Source organism: Paenibacillus sp. MMS18-CY102 (assembly GCF_009789195.1).
GTDB lineage: Bacteria > Bacillota > Bacilli > Paenibacillales > Paenibacillaceae > Paenibacillus_T.
The window spans coordinates 1-19,707 of sequence record NZ_WSTC01000016.1 but is presented as its reverse complement, the minus strand read 5'-3'; the positions used below and the strand labels follow the sequence as shown (position 1 = coordinate 19,707).

The window sequence follows — 19,707 nt, the reverse complement described above, 5'->3', positions numbered from 1 at the left end:
CATAATTACTCATTCTTAACCGCTTATGGCTATAGTCCAATCAAGCAGTTTAACGTTTAGGTATATGGATGACGATTTCATAATGATCATCATGATCATTTTCTTTCGTATCAATCTTCAGTCCTGATGTGGAAACCATCTCAATGGAATGGCGAATTGTGTTCAACGCAAGACGAACATCTTTCGTGAACGAAACTCTTCTTGCTTTCTTTGCCTTTGTTGCTTCCTTATAGAATGCAACGCGAGCCTCGGTTTGTTTCACGTTTAACTCTTTGGAAACGATATCCCCGAGCACCTTTTCTTGAAGCTCTTCCGTGTCTAACGACAACAAAGCTCTTGCATGGCGCTCCGTAATTTTACGTTCCATAAGCGCGCCCTTAACCGGATCACTTAGCCCAAGCAGACGAATCTTATTCGCAATGGTGGATTGGCTTTTGCCTAAGCGTTGTGCCAAGCTCTCTTGCGTTAATTGATGAAGGTCAATCAGCTTCTGGTAAGCCACCGCTTCTTCTAAAGCAGTTAAGCCTTCCCGCTGAAGGTTCTCAATTAGTGCGATCGATGCTGCCTGAGAATCATTGAACTCACGCACGATTGCAGGGATTCGCTCGAGCCCGAGCTTCGTTACCGCTCGCCAACGGCGTTCTCCCGCAATAATCTCATACCGCCCATTGCGCAGGCGAACAACGATAGGCTGAATAACCCCATGCGTCTTAATCGTCTGGCATAGTTCATCGATTCGTTCATCGTCGAACACTGTACGTGGCTGATATGGACTCGTATCAATCTCACCAATCGGAATTTGCTTCACTTCATCCGATTCTGCATTGTTTCGTTGATCGGTTAGACCGAACAACCGTGAAAACTGTTCTTTCATAACGTCAACTACCACCCGATTCTAATATGCCGATGTCCGTTCAAATGAGATGAAACAGCACTCGCCATCCTTTTGGCGGTGCAGCGCGTTTCATTCCGGAAATATATAAGCTGAGTGTAAATTGATCTACACTTGCTTATATTTTAAACAATCGTACCGAGTATCCATCCGAATACAAGCTTGCTTTAAGTAAATTCGCTACGGCTGTCCATATTTCCTGCTTGAATTGACTATCGGTACAAATAAGTTTGCCGTGAATGTTTCACGTGAAACATTCACGGCATTGAAGGCTAGCTAAATAATAGGCTGTTTCAACGGAATTCCCGCTTTTCGCGGATATTTCTTAGGGGTTGAATCGATCTTCGTAATGAGGATAATATGCCGTTCTGACTGTTCAAAAGGCAATTTCATCGCTTCCGTGCTCGCTGATTTCCCTTTGAGCTCACGCAGGCTCGTACTAGCTTCACGAATTTCATCTGCAGGGTCCGCCCCCTTCATCGCTGCGAACGTTCCTCCCTTACGTGCGAACGGGAGGCAAAATTCATTCAACACATTGAGTTTAGCAACAGCACGAGCCGTCACCAAGTCATAATGGTCACGATGTTCTGGCAATCTGGCAATATCTTCTGCACGTCCATGGACACAGGATACATCAGATAAGCCCAACTCGGCAGCAATATGCTGCAAGAACGAAATCCGTTTATTTAACGAATCAACGATCGTCACATGCAAGTGAGGGAAACAGATTTTAATCGGCAAGCTCGGAAAACCTGCTCCTGATCCAATATCGGCAATATGCCGTACATTTTTCATATCAACATAAAAGGATAACGCAATCGAATCATAAAAATGTTTCTCGTATACCGCTTCCCGCTCCGTAATGCCGGTCAAATTCATTTTCTCATTCCATTCGACCAGCAATTGAAAGTAGGTTTCAAATTGCTCCATTTGTGCCGAGGTTAGATTAATTCCCTTTTCTGCTAAAGCACTACTAAACCAAGCATGTGTCTTATCCATTGCTGCCGGTTACCCCCTCGCCGCATGGCGGGCGGCTGTCACTCGATTATAATGCTCGAGGTATACGAGAAGAATGGAGATGTCAGCTGGCGTGACGCCTGCAATTCGGGAAGCTTGCCCAATCGAAAGCGGGCGAATTTGAGACAGATTCGTTTTCGCTTCGTTTGCAAGTCCGTGGACATCCATATAATCGATATCGTCTGGAATCAGCTTTTTCTCCATTTTGCCCATCCGCTCGACCTGCAGCAGTTGTTTCTCGATATATCCGCTATACTTTATTTGAATTTCGACTTGCTCCTTCATTTCTTCCGTAAGTTCATAAGGCGCAGGAGCCAATCGCTCGATATGTGAATACGTAACCTCTGGGCGCAGCAGCAGCGAAAGTGCCGAACATCCCCCAGTCAACGGAGCAGAACCAATCTCAACTAACAGCGCTTGAACCGTCTCCTCCATCCGGATTTTCGACGTTTTCAGGCGTTCGATCTCTTGTTCTACCAGCGCTTTCTTATTCAAATAACAATCATACCGCTCCTGTGGAATTAGCCCGATTTCGTAACCAAGCGGCGTAAGGCGCAGATCAGCGTTGTCATGGCGGAGCAACAAACGGTACTCTGCACGCGAAGTCAGCAATCGGTATGGCTCACTCGTCCCTTTGGTTACGAGATCATCAATCATAACGCCAATGTACCCTTGCGAGCGATCAATCACAACAGGATCTTTTCCTTGCGCTTTGCGTGCAGCATTAATCCCAGCAACGATGCCCTGGCCACCTGCTTCTTCGTAACCCGATGTGCCGTTAATTTGCCCTGCGGTGAACAAACCTTCAATCAGCTTCGTTTCCAAAGACGGCCACAATTGTGTAGGAACGACCGCATCGTACTCGATTGCATAACCAGTCCGCATCATTTCAACTTTCTCAAGCCCTGGAATCGAGCGCAAAATGCCAAGCTGTACATCCTCCGGCATGCTTGTCGAAAGCCCCTGAACGTAATACTCTGACGTGTTTTTTCCTTCTGGCTCGAGGAAAATTTGATGCTTCGGCTTATCAGCGAATCGAACAATTTTATCTTCAATAGAAGGGCAATAGCGCGGTCCTGTCCCTTCAATTGCTCCTGAGAACATCGGCGCACGATGCAAGTTATCGTTAATAATTTGATGCGTCGTTTCTGAAGTATAAGTCAGCCAGCAAGGCAATTGCTCATTATCTGAGCCCTTCGTTTCGTAAGAGAAAAACTTCGGTTTCTCATCTCCCGGCTGGATCTCTGTTTTGCTGAAATCAATCGTATCCCCGTGTACACGAGGCGGCGTCCCCGTCTTGAAGCGTGCCAATTGAAAACCGAGATCCTTCAAGCATTGCGACAGCTTTACGGAAGGCTGCTGATTGTTCGGGCCGCTCTCATACATCAGCTCACCCATAATCACTTTGCCGCGCAAATAGGTGCCTGTTGTAATGACGACGGCTTTCGCACGATATTCCGCACCTGTCTTCGTAATTACGCCAACACAATGCCCATCCTCTACGATCAGCTCATCGACCATCCCTTGCCGAAGCGTAAGATGATCTGTTTCCTCAATCGTTTTCTTCATCATATGCTGATAATCAAATTTATCCGCTTGTGCACGAAGTGCATGAACAGCAGGGCCTTTGCCCGTATTCAGCATCCTCATTTGAATAAACGTTTTATCAATGTTACGGCCCATTTCCCCGCCAAGCGCATCAATCTCCCGCACCACATGCCCTTTTGCAGGACCGCCAATCGACGGGTTGCACGGCATGAATGCGACCATATCCAAGTTAATCGTCAACAGTAATGTTTCACACCCCATACGTGCTGCCGCCAATGCCGCTTCACTTCCTGCATGTCCCGCCCCTACGACGATAACATCATAGCTTCCACCGACATATCCCATTGTTGAAACCCTCCCTTATAAACCTAAGCTAATTTAAAATCTGCTAACACCGTACATCTATCTATCATGAACTGTAATTCTAATGTAAGCTCATAACCCTATTTCCCTAAACAAAACTGCGAGAATATCTGATCCAACAGCGACTCGCCTGCAGAATCGCCAATTACTTCGCCAAGCAGCTCCCAAGCTTGCTGAATATCAATCTGAACGATATCAATCGGCACGCCCATTTCTGTTGCATCAATGGCATCAAGTAGTGACTGCTTCGCCCGCTCCAACAGCGAAATATGGCGAACATTCGTTACATAGGTCAGATCATTCGATTCGATTCGACCCTCAAAGAATAGATCGCTGATTACCTGCTCCAGCCGATCGATCCCTTCCTCCCCCAGTACCGACATCGGAACAATGCGCTCTGCGGGGAATACTTGCTCGACCTCAGCCGAATTAAGCTGTTGTGGAAGATCCGTTTTATTAAAAATAACGATTACCTGCCGTCCGGCAAGCCTCTCCATCAACTGGCGGTCATCGTCATGCAGTTTCTCATTTCGGTTTAACACATATAAAATCAAATCCGCTTCTTCCAAAGCCGAATTAGAACGTTCTACGCCAATGCGTTCGACGACATCAGCAGTTTCACGAATGCCCGCCGTATCAAGCAGCCGAAGGGGAATGCCATTTACCGTTACGAATTCCTCGATAACGTCACGAGTTGTACCCGGTATATCCGTAACAATTGCTTTATTCGACTGGGTAAGTGCATTAAGCAATGAAGACTTGCCCACATTCGGCCTTCCTACGATTGCAGTTACGATGCCCTCACGCAATATTTTGCCCTCGGACGCTGTCTTCAGCAAGCGGTTAACGCCCTCTAAAGCCACGCCGCAGTGCTCACGAATGAATGCGCTGGTTAGCTCTTCTACATCATGCTCGGGATAATCGATATTAACCTCTACATGCGCGATTACTTCAATAATCGTTTGTCTTAAATCTGCGATTCGTTTCGATAAAGACCCTTCAGATTGCTTCATTGCCACTTGGAACGCACGATCAGATTTAGAACGAATGAGATCCATGACCGCTTCCGCCTGCGTCAAATCAATCCGCCCATTAAGAAAGGCGCGCTTTGTAAACTCGCCCGGTTCTGCCACTCTTATGCCGGGCTGCCTCAGCACGAGCTGCAGCACGTTTTTGGCCGCAATAACCCCGCCATGCGTGCCAATTTCAACAACGTCTTCCCCCGTGAACGAACGGGGACCTCTCATTACGGTAACGAGTACTTCCTCCACACGTTGCCCCGTCTGTGGGTCAACAACATGCCCGTAATGTACAGTATGGGTATCGGCTAAGCGGAAATCGCCTTTCGTCCGAAAAATGTCTGCAGCCCGCTCGATTGCATCCGGTCCGCTTATGCGAATAATCGCTATACTTCCTTCTCCGACCGCCGTGGCAATAGCCGCTATCGTATCGTGAGTCATATTCATGAATGAAACGCTCCTCATAAAAAACAGCAATGACCGCTATGAGCCATTGCTGCGAATAGTGCGCTACGTTAATTGCACGCCCGATATCCTCATTATTCGCCGAATCATCCCTTCACATTCCTATCCTGGATTGCGATGACAACACGGCGATTCGGTTCATCCCCTTGGCTGAACGTTCGGACATCAGGGTGGTGCTGCAGCTGCGAATGAATAATTTTGCGTTCTTGCGGCGACATTGGCTCGAGCACGACTTCCTTCCGTGTTTTCACAACACGTCCAGCCAGCCGGTCTGAAAGTTCCTCCAACGTCTTCCGCCTGCGTTCTCGAAAATCTTCTGCATCAAGTACGATTCGAATTGGCTTATCGCTATAACGGTTGGCCACAATTGTGGTCAAATATTGCAGGGCATCGAGCGTCTGCCCGCGCCGCCCAATCATCTGACCAAGCTCTCCCTCTCCTTGAACAACAAGCAGAAGGCCTTCCTTCGTCTGTGACCGAGACACTGTAACTTGCAGTCCCATCGCACTCGCAACTTCGCGGACAAACCGCTCTGCTTGATCCGAAGCGTCTGGCAGCTCTTCTAGCTCAACCTTAGCTTCCTTCACACCAATCAAGCCGAAAAGTCCCTTGGAGGGCTGCTCCAGCACAACCGTTCGGACGCGATCTTCAGTCGTTTGCAATTGTAGTAATCCGTTGCGAACCGCCTCTTCTACCGTTTTTCCCGATGCGATGATTTTTCTCATTTCGCAGGAACACTCTCCTTACGCTTGGATGGGCGTACGTACAGGAAGTAGTTCTGAACAATCGTATACAAGTTACTGAAAATCCAGTACAACGGCAACGCAGCTGGGAAGCTGAGTGCCATGACAAAGATCATAACCGGGAAGATCAGCAGCATCGCTTGCATGCCAGGCATGGTCGTCTTCTGCTGCGACTGCATCATTTTCGTTTGGACAAACGTCGTGATTGCAGCAATAATCGGCAAAATGTGATACGGATCCTTTTGCCCAAGCTCCAGCCATAAGAATTGATGCTCGCGAATCGCGCTATTCATATAGATGGCATTGTACAATGCGATGAACACTGGCATTTGCACAATCATTGGCAAGCAGCCCGCCATCGGATTCACTTGGTTTTGTTGGAACAGCTTCATCGTTTCTTGTTGCAGCAATTGAGGGTTTTCTTTATGCTTCTTCCGCAATTTCTCAAGCTCAGGCTGAATCGCCTGCATTGCCTTCGAGCTGCGGTATTGCTTCAACGTCAATGGCAGGATAAGCGTTCTAACAATAATCGTTAGAAGCAGAATCGATAATCCATATTCGCCGCCGAACCAATCAGCAAAAGTATCGAGCATTAAAGCGAACCAGTAGACAACGTTCTTCTGCCAGAAGTTACCCTGCAGCAAATCATCGGTTGTCATCGTCTGGTTATGCGAGGTACACCCTGTTAGCGTGGCCATAAGCAGCACCAGCCCTAATACAAGCAGCCATCTCTGTTTCAAAATCCGGGACAACATCACAAACTCCTCTCTGTCAGAGCCATTGCTTTTCCACACTAAACTATACCATATTCTTATTGCCAAATAAACAACTCGTCCCACTGGCTGAAAGCAGATTAAGCGCGCTGCTTCAGCAGCCCCGCTTTTTTCAATACATGAAGCACGCTCCGCTCCAATTCCTTCGTCTTCATATCGACGGCAGGCTTGCGAACGATGAGAATAAGGTCGACCCGAGGCGCGATCCGCTCTGCATTCAGCCGAACAATTTCTTTAATGACTCGGCGCATGCGGTTGCGGACAACAGCATTGCCAATCTTTTTGCTGGCTGATATGCCGAGCCGGAACGGGTCAGCCACAGGCTGCTTGGACCAATACACAACGAACTGTCCATTAGCAAACGACTTCCCGCCTCGATAAATCCGGCTGAAATCCGCACGATTCCTCAATCTCAGCTTGCGATGCATGCTCCTCTACCCCACTTCCTTCAATAAAGAGGCTGTTTTTTAAAAATAGATAAAAAAAAAGACCACCGCACAGTGGTCTTCAATTTATGCGCTCAGCACTTTTCTTCCTCTTTGACGGCGAGCGGCCAATACTTTACGACCGTTCTTCGAGCTCATGCGAGCACGGAAGCCGTGTACTTTTTTGCGTTTGCTTACGTTCGGTTTAAACGTTGGTCTCATTTCGTTGCACCTCCTTGAAAAGTGTCGTGATCTGTCTCCTTCTCCGAAGAGAGTATTCATCCGCTTAACATGCGGCGTTCTTTCATTAAAGAAGCATTTCACCAATTACAAGTTTCAAACAGGGTCATCCATTGACCCAATAGTCCTCAAAAAGACCTTTTTTTATTTAACCATGTTGGTTGTTAAAAGTCAACCGCCAGGCAGCAGCCAGAAATGGGCACACTACGAAAGTTGTACACAGCCTAATAGCCCTTTTGCGATTTTTGTGGATATGCACAGGCTGCGTTGTGAATTTTGACGAAAATTAATAACATGTGCATAGTTTTTGAGCCGTTTCGGCGAAAAGTGTCGAATTTTAACATGTTATAAACAATATCTTGTGCTGTAGATAACATTTATACACAACCTGTAGGATTTGTGGATAAAACGGACGGTTTCGTTGTAATATAGGGCTCTTTTTGCTATGATAGATATGTTTTCTGTGTGGATACAAGCTTGTGAATAACTAGTTTATTAACAGGCTGTGGATAACATTGTGAACAAATCAATTCCCCTCTTGATAAATTTAGGGTTTACCTTCGTTTATACTGTGGATGGCTGACCAAGCCATTGCGTATATTTGTCACGAACCCCGCATTACAGAGCCAGTTTGGCCATTCAGATTAAGGAGTGACACGCTGTGGACAGCCATACCCCGGATATGTGGCAGCAAGTGCTGTCGGTCATCCAGACGAAGCTAAGTAAGCCGAGCTTCGATACGTGGTTCAAAGCGACGAAAGCCGAGCTTGACGGTGAAATTCTCGTCGTAACCGCGCCAACGACGTTTGCGGCCGAATGGCTGGAAAGCCGATACACCAAGCTTGTCCGAACAACTATGTTCGAATTTCTGGGACGGCAAGTCGACGTGAAATTCATAATTGAAGAAAACCGCGCTCCAGAGCCGGCACAGCAATTGCCAGTCGCCGTACAAGTGCCTGTAGCTTCGGATGAGCCCTTCACCCATTTGCTTAATCCCAAATATACGTTTGATACATTCGTTATAGGTGCCAACAACCGTTTTGCCCATGCCGCATCGCTCGCAGTCGCGGAAGCGCCGGCCAAAGCATACAATCCGCTGTTCCTATATGGCGGCGTTGGACTAGGTAAAACCCATCTTATGCACGCGATCGGGCATTATATTTTGGATCATAATCCGAGCACTAAAGTCATGTATATTTCGTCTGAGAAGTTTACGAACGAGTTCATCAACGCCATCCGCGACAACCGCGGCGAGAGCTTCCGGAATAAATACCGCAACATTGATGTGCTGCTTATTGACGATATTCAATTTCTAGCCGGCAAAGACGGGACGCAGGAAGAGTTTTTCCATACGTTCAATGCGCTGCACGAAGAAAGAAAGCAAATCATCATTTCAAGCGACCGCACGCCTAAAGAGATTCCGACGCTTGAAGAACGGCTTCGTTCCCGCTTCGAATGGGGATTAATAACCGATATTCAGGCTCCAGATTTGGAAACACGGATCGCCATTCTGCGCAAGAAGGCCAAGGCCGAGAACTTAGAAATTCCGAATGAAGCAATGGTCTATATCGCGAACCAGATCGATACAAACATCCGTGAGCTAGAAGGCGCACTCATTCGTGTCGTCGCCTACTCTTCGCTCATTAACGAAGACATTTCGTCGCATCTTGCGGCGGAGGCACTGAAAGATATTATTCCTTCAAGCCGTCCGAAGATGATAACGATCCAGGATATTCAACAAAAGGTTGGCGAGTTTTACGGATTGCGGCTAGAAGAATTCAAAGCGAGGAAACGAACAAAGGCCGTAGCTTATCCAAGGCAAATTGCGATGTATTTATCCCGTGAGCTAACCGACTACTCCCTGCCTAAGATCGGCGAGGCATTCGGCGGGCGTGACCATACGACCGTCATTCATGCGCATGAGAAAATTACGACGCAGCTGAAGACAGATCCTGACCTTTACAAGATTCTACAAAACCTGAGCGAAAAAATTAAAAATCATACGTGAATAACGTGGAACAACGAAGCAAGCCTATGCACAAGCTATGCACATGTGGATAGGCTTGCTTTATCAACGTTCTTGCGGCTTATCCACATATTCAGGTCGCCTACTGCTACTACTACTGTTTTAAATTATTAAAATAACGTCAATAAACGACATTCGTCGCCTTCTCGCGAAAGCTGAATGCCGCTCAATATCGGACTCTCGCCATAGGAGTGAAACCATGAAACTGTCCATTGCAAAAAATGAATTAAACGATGCCATTCAACAAGTAGCGAAAGCTGCTTCGACAAGGCCTGCCATCCCAATTCTCGGGGGCATCAAATTTGATGTTACCCATCAAGGCGTAACGCTAACGGCAAGCGATACCGATATTTCGATTCAGAGCTTCATTCCTGTTGAATCAGGAAGCTCAATCATTGCTAAGGTAGACAAACCAGGTAGCGTCGTATTGCCTTCCAAGTTCATCGTAGAAATCGTTAAAAAGCTTCCATCTGACGATGTTGAAATTGAAGTTGGGGATCAATTCATTACGATGATTCGTTCCGGTTCAACCGATATCCAGATGGTTGGCCTGGATCCAGAGGAATTCCCTGTGCTGCCTTCCATCGAACAAAACGATGTTTTGCAGATCCCTGGCGATCTGCTTAAATCATTGATTCGCCAAACCGTGTTTGCAGCTTCTACAAGTGAACAAACGCCAATTTTGACAGGTGCGCTCGTTAATCTGTTTGAAGGCGAATTGCGATTCGTAGCAACGGACCGCCATCGGCTGGCGAACCGTTGTGCACATGTGGATACAACGCAAGACCTGCGTTTCTCCAATGTTGTCATTTCGGCTAAGACCTTAAACGAGCTTTCTCGCCTTATCCCAGATGCTACTACGATTGTTGAGATGGTTGTCACGGATAACCAGGCGTTGTTCAAAATCGGCAGCGTTCTGTTCTACTCGCGCTTGTTGGACGGGACCTATCCCGACACTTCTAAGATTATTCCGCAGTCGTACAAAACAGAACTCGTAGTGGACACAAAAAAATTAACCGATGCAATCGACCGTGCCTATCTGATGAGCCGCGAAGAAAAAACGAACATCGTTCGGCTCATTACATTGGAACAAGGCGGAATTGAGATTTCGTCCAGCTCCTCCGAATTGGGCAAGGTAACGGAACAGCTTGAAGCTTTCAAAATGGAAGGCGAAGCGCTGCGCATCGCATTTAACTCTAAATATATGCTCGACGTGTTGAAGGTAATCGATAGTGACCAACTAAACATCCAGTTCACAGGTGCGATGAGCCCAATCATTATTCGCCCATCGGACCACCCGCATAGCACCTATATTATTTTGCCGTATCGAACGACGGGCTAGGAACGGAGCGACAACCAATGAAAGAAGTTGCAATCGGAACGGAATATATCGCGCTTGGGCAGTTCTTAAAGCTATCGGATTGTATTGATTCCGGCGGACAAGCGAAGTTTTTTTTGCAAGAGAATGAGATCTTGATTAACGGCGAGGCTGACAACCGTCGAGGGCGCAAGCTCTACGCAGGTGATGTAGTGAACGTTCAAGGATTTGGTTCATTCACCGTCACCCGCCGTTAAATGCAAATGAAAGAATATGCAGCAACGGGGGCTGAAGACATTTGTTTCTGAAACGAATCGCCCTGCGCAATTATCGGAACTACTCCGAGCTCGAACTGGATACGAACAGTAACGTGAACTTGTTTATCGGGCCAAATGCGCAAGGAAAGACTAACCTTCTTGAATCAATCTTCGCCCTCGCTCTTACGAAGTCCCACCGGACAGCTAAGGACAAGGAACTTATAGGTTGGAACGGGACAGATGCACATATTCATGGAGAAGCAGACAAGCAATATGGTGCAGTTAAGCTGGATTTAATGTTGTCCGCACAAGGGAAGAAAGCAAAGATTAACGGATTGGAGCAACGGCGCTTAAGCGATTTTGTCGGCTCGCTGAATGTCGTCATGTTTGCACCAGAGGATCTGGAGATTGTGAAGGGAACGCCGGGCGTACGCCGTCGGTTTCTAGACATGGAAATCGGGCAGGTACAGCCCGGTTATTTGCATACGCTGCAGCAATATAGCAAGGTGCTCGTCCAGCGCAACAACTACTTGAAGACGCTTTGGTCCTCTGGCGGCGATAAGCAGGGGCTGCTTGAGGTTTGGAATGCGCAGCTGGCGGATTTTGGTGTTAAAATTATAAAAAAAAGGAAATACTTTATTCATAAGCTGCAACAGTGGGCAGAGCAAATTCATGCTGGAATTACAGCCGGATCCGAACAATTAATGGTAACATACAAGCCATCGTTCGACTTTGAAGATGAATCTGTTTTATTTGAGCATTTTATGTTAAAGTTAACACAGGTTAAAGACCAAGAAATACGCAGAGGAACGACACTTGTCGGGCCCCATCGGGACGATTTAATGTTCTTTATTAACGGCAAAGAGGCTCAGACGTTCGGTTCCCAAGGGCAACAACGGACGACCGCGCTCTCTCTTAAGTTGGCGGAGATCGAGTTGATTCGCGAAGAGATTGGAGAGTATCCGCTATTGCTGCTTGATGATGTGCTATCCGAGTTGGATCGCAATCGGCAGACGCAATTAATCGAGACATTCCAATCCAAAGTTCAAACGTTCATTACGGCAACCGGTCTTGAGAGTGTCGATCTCGGCAAACTCCAAGATGCCGGCATTTATCATGTTCAAGATGGCCGTGTCACACGGTGATGCGTTAAAGAATAATAGCGTTTCAGCGAAAGGGAGGACTGCGAATGTATATTCATTTGGGCGGAGAGAAAATCATTCGGGCAGCGGAATTGGTCGCCATTTTCGATATATCGATTGAGCAATCGTCCAAGCTTTCCAAACAATTCGTAGCGGGCGCACGCAAACGCAAGGACGTTGAGACGATAGGGGAAGAAGAACCCAAGTCGATCGTGCTAACTAAGCATAAAATATATTATTCGCCGATTTCATCCTCCACGCTGAAGAAGCGGGCCCATCATTTTGCGGCTTATTAGTCGGCGGGCCGTACCGCAATCAGGAGAAGCAGTCGAGAGGAGTAGTGGGTAGGCATGTCTTTGAACCAGAATACGTATGATGAGAGTCAGATACAGGTTCTCGAAGGGCTAGAGGCAGTACGAAAACGTCCGGGGATGTATATCGGCTCTACAAGCAGCAAAGGTCTTCATCATCTCGTCTGGGAAGTTGTCGATAACTCAATCGATGAAGCACTCGCTGGATTTTGTACGAATATCGATGTGATCGTTCATGAAGATAACAGTGTTACCGTGGTAGATAACGGTCGGGGGATCCCGGTCGGCGAGAATACGAAACTGAAAAAATCTACGGTTGAAGTCGTTATGACGGTGCTCCATGCGGGCGGCAAGTTTGGCGGCGAAGGCTATAAAGTATCCGGTGGCCTTCATGGCGTCGGTGTTTCGGTCGTGAACGCATTGTCTGAGCATGTGACCGTCACGGTTAAACGCGATGGGCATGTGTATCAGCAAGAGTACCGTCGCGGCGCGCCACAATACGACATTAAAGTGATTGGCGAGTCGGAGGAGACCGGAACGATCGTCAAATTCAAGCCAGATGCGGAGATTTTTACAGAGACAACGGTTTATGAATATGAGATTTTGCAATCGCGTATTCGTGAGCTGGCATTCTTGAATAAAGGGATCTCGATTTCGCTGTCCGACGAGCGTAGCAGCCAAAGCAACACGTACAAATACGATGGCGGCATTATTGAGTTCGTCAAATACTTGAATCGGAATCGCGAAGCGCTTCACGAAACCCCGATCTACGTGGAAGGCGAAAAGGATCATATCCAGGTAGAGGTTGCGCTGCAGTACAATGACAGCTATACCGACAATATTTACTCTTTCGCTAACAATATCAATACGCATGAGGGCGGAACGCACGAATCCGGCTTCAAGAGTGCATTGACCCGTATTATTAACGATTATGCACGCCGCACTAACTCGATCAAGGATAACGATTCGAATTTGTCGGGCGATGATGTCCGCGAAGGCTTGACGGCAATTATCTCCGTTAAGATTCCAGAGCCTCAATTCGAGGGCCAGACGAAGACGAAGCTTGGTAACAGCGAAGTGCGCGGTATCGTGGAATCGTTCTTTGCCGAGAAGCTGCAAGAGTTCCTTGACGAGAACCCTTCCGTATCGAAGCGTATCGTGGAGAAGGGCTTGCAAGCATCCCGTGCTCGGGAAGCAGCTCGTAAAGCGCGTGAACTGACACGTCGCAAGAGCGCACTGGAAGTAAGCTCACTGCCAGGCAAGCTAGCGGACTGCTCGTCCAAAGATGCTTCCATCAGCGAGCTGTACATCGTCGAAGGTGACTCGGCAGGCGGATCGGCGAAGCAAGGGCGCGATCGCCACTTCCAAGCGATTTTGCCGCTGCGTGGAAAAATCCTTAACGTTGAGAAAGCTAGATTGGACCGGATCCTCGGCAATGCCGAAATCCGCGCGATCATTACGGCACTTGGTACCGGAATTGGTGATGATTTTGATATTGCGAAAGCGCGTTATCACAAAATCATTATCATGACCGATGCTGACGTCGACGGCGCTCATATCCGTACGCTTCTGCTCACGTTCTTCTACCGTTACATGCGCAAAATCATTGATGCTGGCTATATCTATATCGCGCAGCCGCCTTTGTTCAAAGTCGAACGCAATAAAGTTGTTCGCTATGCCCAGAGCGAGAAGGAACGCGATCAGATTATCGCTGAGTTCGGTGAAGGCGTCAAAGTAAACGTACAGCGTTACAAAGGCCTCGGCGAGATGAACGCTAGCCAGCTGTGGGAAACGACGATGGATCCGGAGAGCCGTACAATGCTTCAAGTTACAATCGAAGATGCGATGGAAGCAGATGTCGTATTCGATACGCTAATGGGTGACAACGTAGAACCGCGCAGGGACTTTATTCACCAGTATGCGAAAGATGTAAAAAACTTGGATTACTAAGCGAATCAATTTTTTGGAACATAACAAAGCCGCACAACCTATCGGGTTGGCGGCTTTTTTGCGCGGTTGTGAGCTGTCTTGTTTTTAAACCGTCCATACCCAACTGCATACTTGTAAATTCGCTTGAATACATGACGGTCTTTTAACTTACGGAAAAGAAAAGGGTCTGGCAATGTATTGACCTCAAGAATCCATGGATGTAGATCTGTACCGAGCGCGACATCGATTCCGATTTCTTTTAAGCCTGGGTAATGGACCTGTAACTGCTGGGCAGTAATGACCCCAAGACCTGACAGCCGGTTAAGCAAACTCGATTGGTCAAACTCAGATAGATGGGTAGACATGAGCGTTTGAAACGGCAGCGGGGTGCCGCCGCTATGGTAGTTAGTCACGATTTTGGCAGGATGGCCAAGCCGACCGATAATGCCTGTCGTTTCCCACGCTCCTTGCATATTATGCTGAACCATGATGCGAAGATCGAATCGGCGGTTCTGATGTTTTAAGAGATGAATGCCTTTTTGTATAAGGTAACGCTTGCCCGATTGAATAGCAGCCAATTGCAAATACATGCTGTCAAAAGTAGAAAAACGTCGAATCCGCTTTCCGATCTGGAATTGGTAGGTCCACGATTGATGTTGTAATTTGTCGACTCTTATAACGCCGTGTCCAAACGTGCCCAGGTCGGGTTTAACGTACACCATCTGGTGCTGGTCAAGCATGGCACGGACCGTTTCGCGTCGAAACGGTGAGGTTTCGGGGATATACTGGCGCATTTGCTCGGAACACAGCAGGGCTGTCGTCTTTGCCCACTTACTCTGAACACGCTGAATAGCCAATCGTCAACTCCGCCTTTCGCCATAAAAACTATCCCGATCATTCGACAGCCGAACGAGACAGAGGTGGAAATCGATGTTATAATAAAGAGGTATGCCTATTGAGGCCTCTCTACTTGTATTCCTCATTATCATATGGCGGAATTCAGTTGAAAGCGAAGGGCGAGTAACACATTTTATGTATCGGAATCGCCCTAATTTAGCAGGAATTCATATTGCTGCATCAAGCAGGTTTAAGCAATGCAGCTTTGTGAAAGGAATAGACTAACAATTTTAATGCGGTTAAGTCGGCTTGCAACGTATAAGCCGCAGGCCGGCGATGATGTCATCAGACGGATTCGATTGTAAAGTCAGCCTTATATGGGCTGATTCATTCATAGCGATACCGCGACGCACAACGTGAGCTGTATCGTTTGCAGAATACGTCAGGAGGATAACAATGGCGGAAGAACAAAATTCTCAGATTAAAGACCGCGATATTGGCATTGAGATGCGCGATTCGTTCATGGACTATGCTATGAGCATTATCGTAAGCCGTGCTTTGCCAGATGTGCGGGATGGGTTAAAGCCGGTTCACCGGCGCATTCTGTATGCCATGTCGGAGCTGGGCATGTCACCGGACAAGCCTTATAAGAAGTCGGCACGTATCGTAGGCGAAGTTATCGGCAAGTACCATCCGCACGGGGATTCAGCTGTTTATGAATCCATGGTACGTATGGCGCAGGACTTCTCGATGCGCAACATGCTAGTCGATGGCCATGGCAACTTCGGTTCCATCGATGGCGATATGGCAGCAGCAATGCGATATACAGAAGCAAGGCTTTCCAAGATTGCAATGGAGCTGCTTCGCGACCTGAACAAAGAAACCGTTGATTTTGCTCCCAACTATGATGGTGAGGAACATGAGCCAGTTGTACTCCCTTCACGTTACCCGAACCTTCTCGTTAACGGAGTAACGGGCATTGCGGTAGGCATGGCTACGAACATCCCGCCTCATAACTTGCGCGAAGTTATCGACGGCGTACAGGCGTTGATTGTTAACCCTGATATTACGTCACTCGAATTAATGGAATATATTAAGGGTCCGGATTTCCCGACTTATGGTTACGTAATGGGCCACTCGGGCATTCGGCAAGCGTATACGACGGGCCGCGGATCCGTCACGATGCGTGCACGCGCAATCATCGAAGACAATGGCGGCAAAGCCCGTATTATTGTCCATGAGCTGCCGTATCAAGTAATCAAAGCGAGATTGGTGGAGAAGATCGCCGAGCTCGTTCGTGAGAAGAAAATCGAAGGCATTACAGACCTTCGTGATGAATCGGACCGTAACGGCATGCGCGTAGTTATCGAGCTGCGCCGGGATGTTAACCCGAATGTCGTGCTGAACAATTTGTATAAGCAGACACAGATGCAATCTACCTTCGGCATTAACATGCTAGCGTTGGTTAACCGTGAGCCGAAAGTTCTCAATTTGCGCGATATGCTGTATCACTACCTGCAGCACCAGATTGAAATCATTCGCCGCCGTACGGAGTATGACCTCAAGAAAGCGGAAGCAAGAGCTCACATTCTCGAGGGCTTGCGCATCGCGCTTGACCACCTGGATGAAGTTATTGCACTCATTCGCGGATCGCGTACAGCAGATGTAGCGCGTGAAGGGTTAATTACACGGTTCTCATTATCGCTGGAGCAAGCGCAAGCGATTCTCGATATGCGCCTGCAACGCCTCACTGGCTTGGAGCGGGATAAAATTGAGGCTGAATATACTGAGTTGCTCGCGAAGATCGCGGAGTACAAAGCGATTTTGGCAGACGAGCAGCTTGTTCTCGATATTATCAGCACAGAGCTTAACGAAATCAAAGAGCGTTTCGGCGATGACCGCCGTACCGAGATTACGATTGGCGAAGACGAAATTCTCGATGAGGATCTAATCCCGCGTGAAGATGTCATTATCTCGATTACGCATTCCGGTTACGTGAAACGTCTCCCAGTAACGACCTACCGCAGCCAACGTCGCGGCGGTCGAGGCGTTATTGGTATGGACACGAAAGATGATGATTTTGTAGAGCATCTATTTGTATCCAATACGCACCATTACTTGCTCTTCTTTACGGACAAGGGCAAAGTATACCGGCTTAAAGCGTATGAGATTCCGGACTTAAGCCGTACCGCACGCGGAACACCGATTATTAACCTTCTCCAGATCGAGCAGGGGGAAGTGGTTAATGCGGTTATTCCAGTCGAAGCATTCGACAATGATAAGTATCTATTCTTCGCTACACGCCAAGGGGTTGTGAAGAAGACGCCTCTTGATGATTATGCCAATATTCGTAAGGTTGGGCTTATTGCCATTTCGTTGCGCGAGGACGACGACCTTATCTCGGTTAAGCTTACCGATGGCAACCAAGAGATTATTATGGGCACAAGCCAAGGCATGTCCATTCGCTTCCCAGAGCAAGACGTTCGTTCGATGGGACGTTCGGCAACGGGCGTTAAAGGCATTCAACTGGACGAAGAAGATAAAGTTATCGGCATGGAGATCGTGCAGGTTGAGAATGACGTCTTGATCGTAACTTCTAAAGGTTATGGCAAGCGTACGCCAGTGAATGAATACCGGATTCAAAGCCGTGGCGGCAAAGGAATTAAGACGCTCAATGTCACGGACAAGAACGGCACAATAGTAGGCCTGAAGGTCGTTGAGAATGATGAGGACCTGATGATTATGACAGCATCCGGCACGATGATTCGGACGAGCATGGAAGGCATTTCGACCATGGGGCGGAACACGCAAGGCGTTAAGCTCATTAACATTCGTGAAGACGATGCGGTATCGACAGTTACTCGTGTAGCGAGAAACGAAGAAGAAGAGCAAGATATAGAAGAGCAGGATGGAGAGAACGGGGCAGAGCAATAAGGGCTGCTTCCCTTCTCCATTAGCCACGACGAACCGGCAAGGGACAGGAGGCGCAAGAAGTGGGATCCGTTTTAGTATCCAAAGTTAAACCCGGCGACAAGCTGCTTCAAGACGTACAGACACCGCTTGGCAATCTCCTGTTCAATAAAGGAGTCGTCGTCACAGCACGTGAATTGGAAATCTTGCATGCGTTTTTGGTTAAAAAGGTAGTTGTTGAAACGGCAGCAGATCGGCTGTCTGAGAAGCAGGGTGCATCTGCTGCTCGTTCCCATGCCGAGGAAGCCAATAAAGACAAGGAAAGCGAACAAGCACAAAACTTGTCGCCATTCCAGCGAGAGTATGATGCAACGCTACAACTGGTAAAGAAGGTGTTCAATAACGCTTTATCAGGAGAAGCGTTGCCCGTACTCGATCTTCGCCACCAACTGGAGAAGCTGATCAGCAACATTGGGGAGTATAACGTACTTACCTATATTCCTAGCGGAGTTAAGGAAAATGAGTACTTGTACCATAACAGCCTGCTTTCTGCACTGACTTCTTATTTGCTAGCTAAATGGAATGGCTTCCAAGCTAAGGATTGGATGCAAATAACGCTAGCTGGATTGCTTCATGATATCGGCAATGTGAAAGTTAGCCGTGCGATCTTGGCCAAACCGACTAAACTCACTTCGGAGGAAACCGAAGAAGTGCGCCGCCACACGGTATATGGTTATCAACTGTTAAAATCGAACGCTGCCCTTAATGAAGGGGCTAAGCTAGTTTCCTTGCAGCACCACGAGCGGGAAGATGGAAGCGGGTATCCGCTTGGCATCGGTTCGGATAAGATACATCCTTATGCCAAGATCGTAGCGATCGCTGATATCTATCAGGCTATGACCCTCGATAAGGTATATCGCAAGGCGACATCTCCATATTTGGTATTAGAACAGATTCAGAAGGATGCGTTCGGTAAACTGGAGCCTACCTATGTACGTACCTTTATCGAGAAAGCTACTCAGTTCCATAACGGCACCATTGTACGCATTAGTGATGGGCGAGTAGGGGAAATTGTATTCTCTGACCGTGACCATCCGACTAGACCATGGATTTCGTCAGAGGGCACAATCATTAACCTCACGACAGAACGCCAGTTGTATATTGAAGAAGTACTAGCTACGTAATGAATAAGAGCTGTTTATCCTAGTGGGTAAGCAGCTCTTTTCTTATGTTAAAAACAAACTTTAAACTTATATAAAAAAATGGTTGCAATCGTATGTGCGCCTATGATATATTATTCAAGTCGCCGCTGAACGAAACGGCAACACAAAACAAAAGCTTGACCAACTAAACATCATCTGATATGATGTAAAAGTTGTCGAAATTGTTCTTTGAAAACTGAACAACGAGCGAAACTGTCAGAATAAATGTTTCAAAATGAGCTACAAATGCTCTAAAGTTGAAGATTTTCAACTCGCGTTGAAAACTTCTT

General features: G+C 47.5%; 17 protein-coding genes. 8 read left to right on the top strand and 9 right to left on the bottom strand.

What is annotated here, in order from left to right; translation table 11 throughout:
- Positions 1-49: 49 nt before the first annotated feature.
- The 8 genes from noc to rpmH form a co-directional block, all read right to left on the bottom strand.
- Entirely contained in the window at positions 50-874 is an 825-nt protein-coding gene (gene noc / locus GON22_RS13360; protein WP_160396600.1) for a nucleoid occlusion protein, read from the bottom strand.
- Between the two features lie 294 nt (positions 875-1,168).
- Positions 1,169-1,891, bottom strand: a complete 723-nt coding sequence (gene rsmG / locus GON22_RS13355) for a 16S rRNA (guanine(527)-N(7))-methyltransferase RsmG (RefSeq protein WP_160396599.1) — start codon at positions 1,889-1,891, stop codon at positions 1,169-1,171.
- A gap of 9 nt (positions 1,892-1,900) precedes the next feature.
- The gene (mnmG, locus tag GON22_RS13350) at positions 1,901-3,802 is read right to left on the bottom strand and encodes a tRNA uridine-5-carboxymethylaminomethyl(34) synthesis enzyme MnmG (RefSeq protein WP_160396598.1); all 1,902 of its coding nucleotides are present in this window, start codon (positions 3,800-3,802) and stop codon (positions 1,901-1,903) included.
- A 98-nt stretch (positions 3,803-3,900) separates the two neighbouring features.
- A complete protein-coding gene (gene mnmE, locus GON22_RS13345) occupies positions 3,901-5,280 on the bottom strand; it encodes a tRNA uridine-5-carboxymethylaminomethyl(34) synthesis GTPase MnmE (protein ID WP_160396724.1) in 1,380 nt (459 codons plus the stop codon).
- A 110-nt stretch (positions 5,281-5,390) separates the two neighbouring features.
- Positions 5,391-6,029, bottom strand: a complete 639-nt coding sequence (gene jag, locus GON22_RS13340) for an RNA-binding cell elongation regulator Jag/EloR (protein WP_160396597.1) — start codon at positions 6,027-6,029, stop codon at positions 5,391-5,393.
- Complete coding sequence (locus GON22_RS13335; protein WP_160396596.1) at positions 6,026-6,802, bottom strand: YidC/Oxa1 family membrane protein insertase; 777 nt, start codon at positions 6,800-6,802, stop codon at positions 6,026-6,028. Before GON22_RS13335 ends, jag begins: the two co-directional genes overlap by 4 nt.
- A 98-nt stretch (positions 6,803-6,900) precedes the next feature.
- Complete coding sequence (gene rnpA / locus GON22_RS13330; protein WP_160396595.1) at positions 6,901-7,248, bottom strand: ribonuclease P protein component; 348 nt, start codon at positions 7,246-7,248, stop codon at positions 6,901-6,903.
- 84 nt (positions 7,249-7,332) lie between these two features.
- A complete protein-coding gene (gene rpmH / locus GON22_RS13325; RefSeq protein WP_160396594.1) occupies positions 7,333-7,467 on the bottom strand; it encodes a 50S ribosomal protein L34 in 135 nt (44 codons plus the stop codon).
- 700 nt (positions 7,468-8,167) lie between these two features.
- On the opposite strand from rpmH, the gene dnaA reads away from it, so the two are divergent.
- From dnaA to gyrB, 6 genes are all read left to right on the top strand, one after another.
- Positions 8,168-9,493 carry a chromosomal replication initiator protein DnaA gene (dnaA, locus tag GON22_RS13320; RefSeq protein WP_202113234.1) on the top strand — a complete coding sequence of 442 codons (1,326 nt, stop codon included), beginning with the start codon at positions 8,168-8,170 and terminating at the stop codon, positions 9,491-9,493.
- A gap of 217 nt (positions 9,494-9,710) precedes the next feature.
- Positions 9,711-10,853 carry a DNA polymerase III subunit beta gene (dnaN, locus tag GON22_RS13315; RefSeq protein ID WP_160396592.1) on the top strand — a complete coding sequence of 381 codons (1,143 nt, stop codon included), beginning with the start codon at positions 9,711-9,713 and terminating at the stop codon, positions 10,851-10,853.
- 17 nt (positions 10,854-10,870) lie between these two features.
- On the top strand, positions 10,871-11,086 hold the full coding sequence (gene yaaA, locus GON22_RS13310) for a S4 domain-containing protein YaaA (protein ID WP_160396591.1): 216 nt from the start codon (positions 10,871-10,873) through the stop codon (positions 11,084-11,086).
- Between the two features lie 41 nt (positions 11,087-11,127).
- Positions 11,128-12,231, top strand: coding sequence for a DNA replication/repair protein RecF (gene recF, locus GON22_RS13305; protein WP_160396590.1), 1,104 nt, complete (start codon positions 11,128-11,130; stop codon positions 12,229-12,231).
- 44 nt (positions 12,232-12,275) lie between these two features.
- Positions 12,276-12,524 carry an extracellular matrix regulator RemB gene (remB, locus tag GON22_RS13300; RefSeq protein WP_006038213.1) on the top strand — a complete coding sequence of 83 codons (249 nt, stop codon included), beginning with the start codon at positions 12,276-12,278 and terminating at the stop codon, positions 12,522-12,524.
- 54 nt (positions 12,525-12,578) lie between these two features.
- Positions 12,579-14,489: a DNA topoisomerase (ATP-hydrolyzing) subunit B gene (gene gyrB / locus GON22_RS13295; protein ID WP_160396589.1), complete on the top strand. Its 1,911-nt coding sequence runs from the start codon at positions 12,579-12,581 to the stop codon at positions 14,487-14,489.
- Between the two features lie 38 nt (positions 14,490-14,527).
- On the opposite strand, the gene GON22_RS13290 is transcribed toward gyrB, so the two are convergent.
- Positions 14,528-15,325, bottom strand: a complete 798-nt coding sequence (locus GON22_RS13290) for a YheC/YheD family protein (RefSeq protein ID WP_160396588.1) — start codon at positions 15,323-15,325, stop codon at positions 14,528-14,530.
- 436 nt (positions 15,326-15,761) lie between these two features.
- On the opposite strand from GON22_RS13290, the gene gyrA reads away from it, so the two are divergent.
- Both gyrA and GON22_RS13280 read left to right on the top strand, forming a co-directional pair.
- Complete coding sequence (gene gyrA / locus GON22_RS13285) at positions 15,762-18,239, top strand: DNA gyrase subunit A (protein ID WP_160396587.1); 2,478 nt, start codon at positions 15,762-15,764, stop codon at positions 18,237-18,239.
- A gap of 59 nt (positions 18,240-18,298) precedes the next feature.
- Positions 18,299-19,399 carry an HD domain-containing phosphohydrolase gene (locus GON22_RS13280; protein ID WP_160396586.1) on the top strand — a complete coding sequence of 367 codons (1,101 nt, stop codon included), beginning with the start codon at positions 18,299-18,301 and terminating at the stop codon, positions 19,397-19,399.
- Positions 19,400-19,707 lie beyond the last annotated feature (308 nt).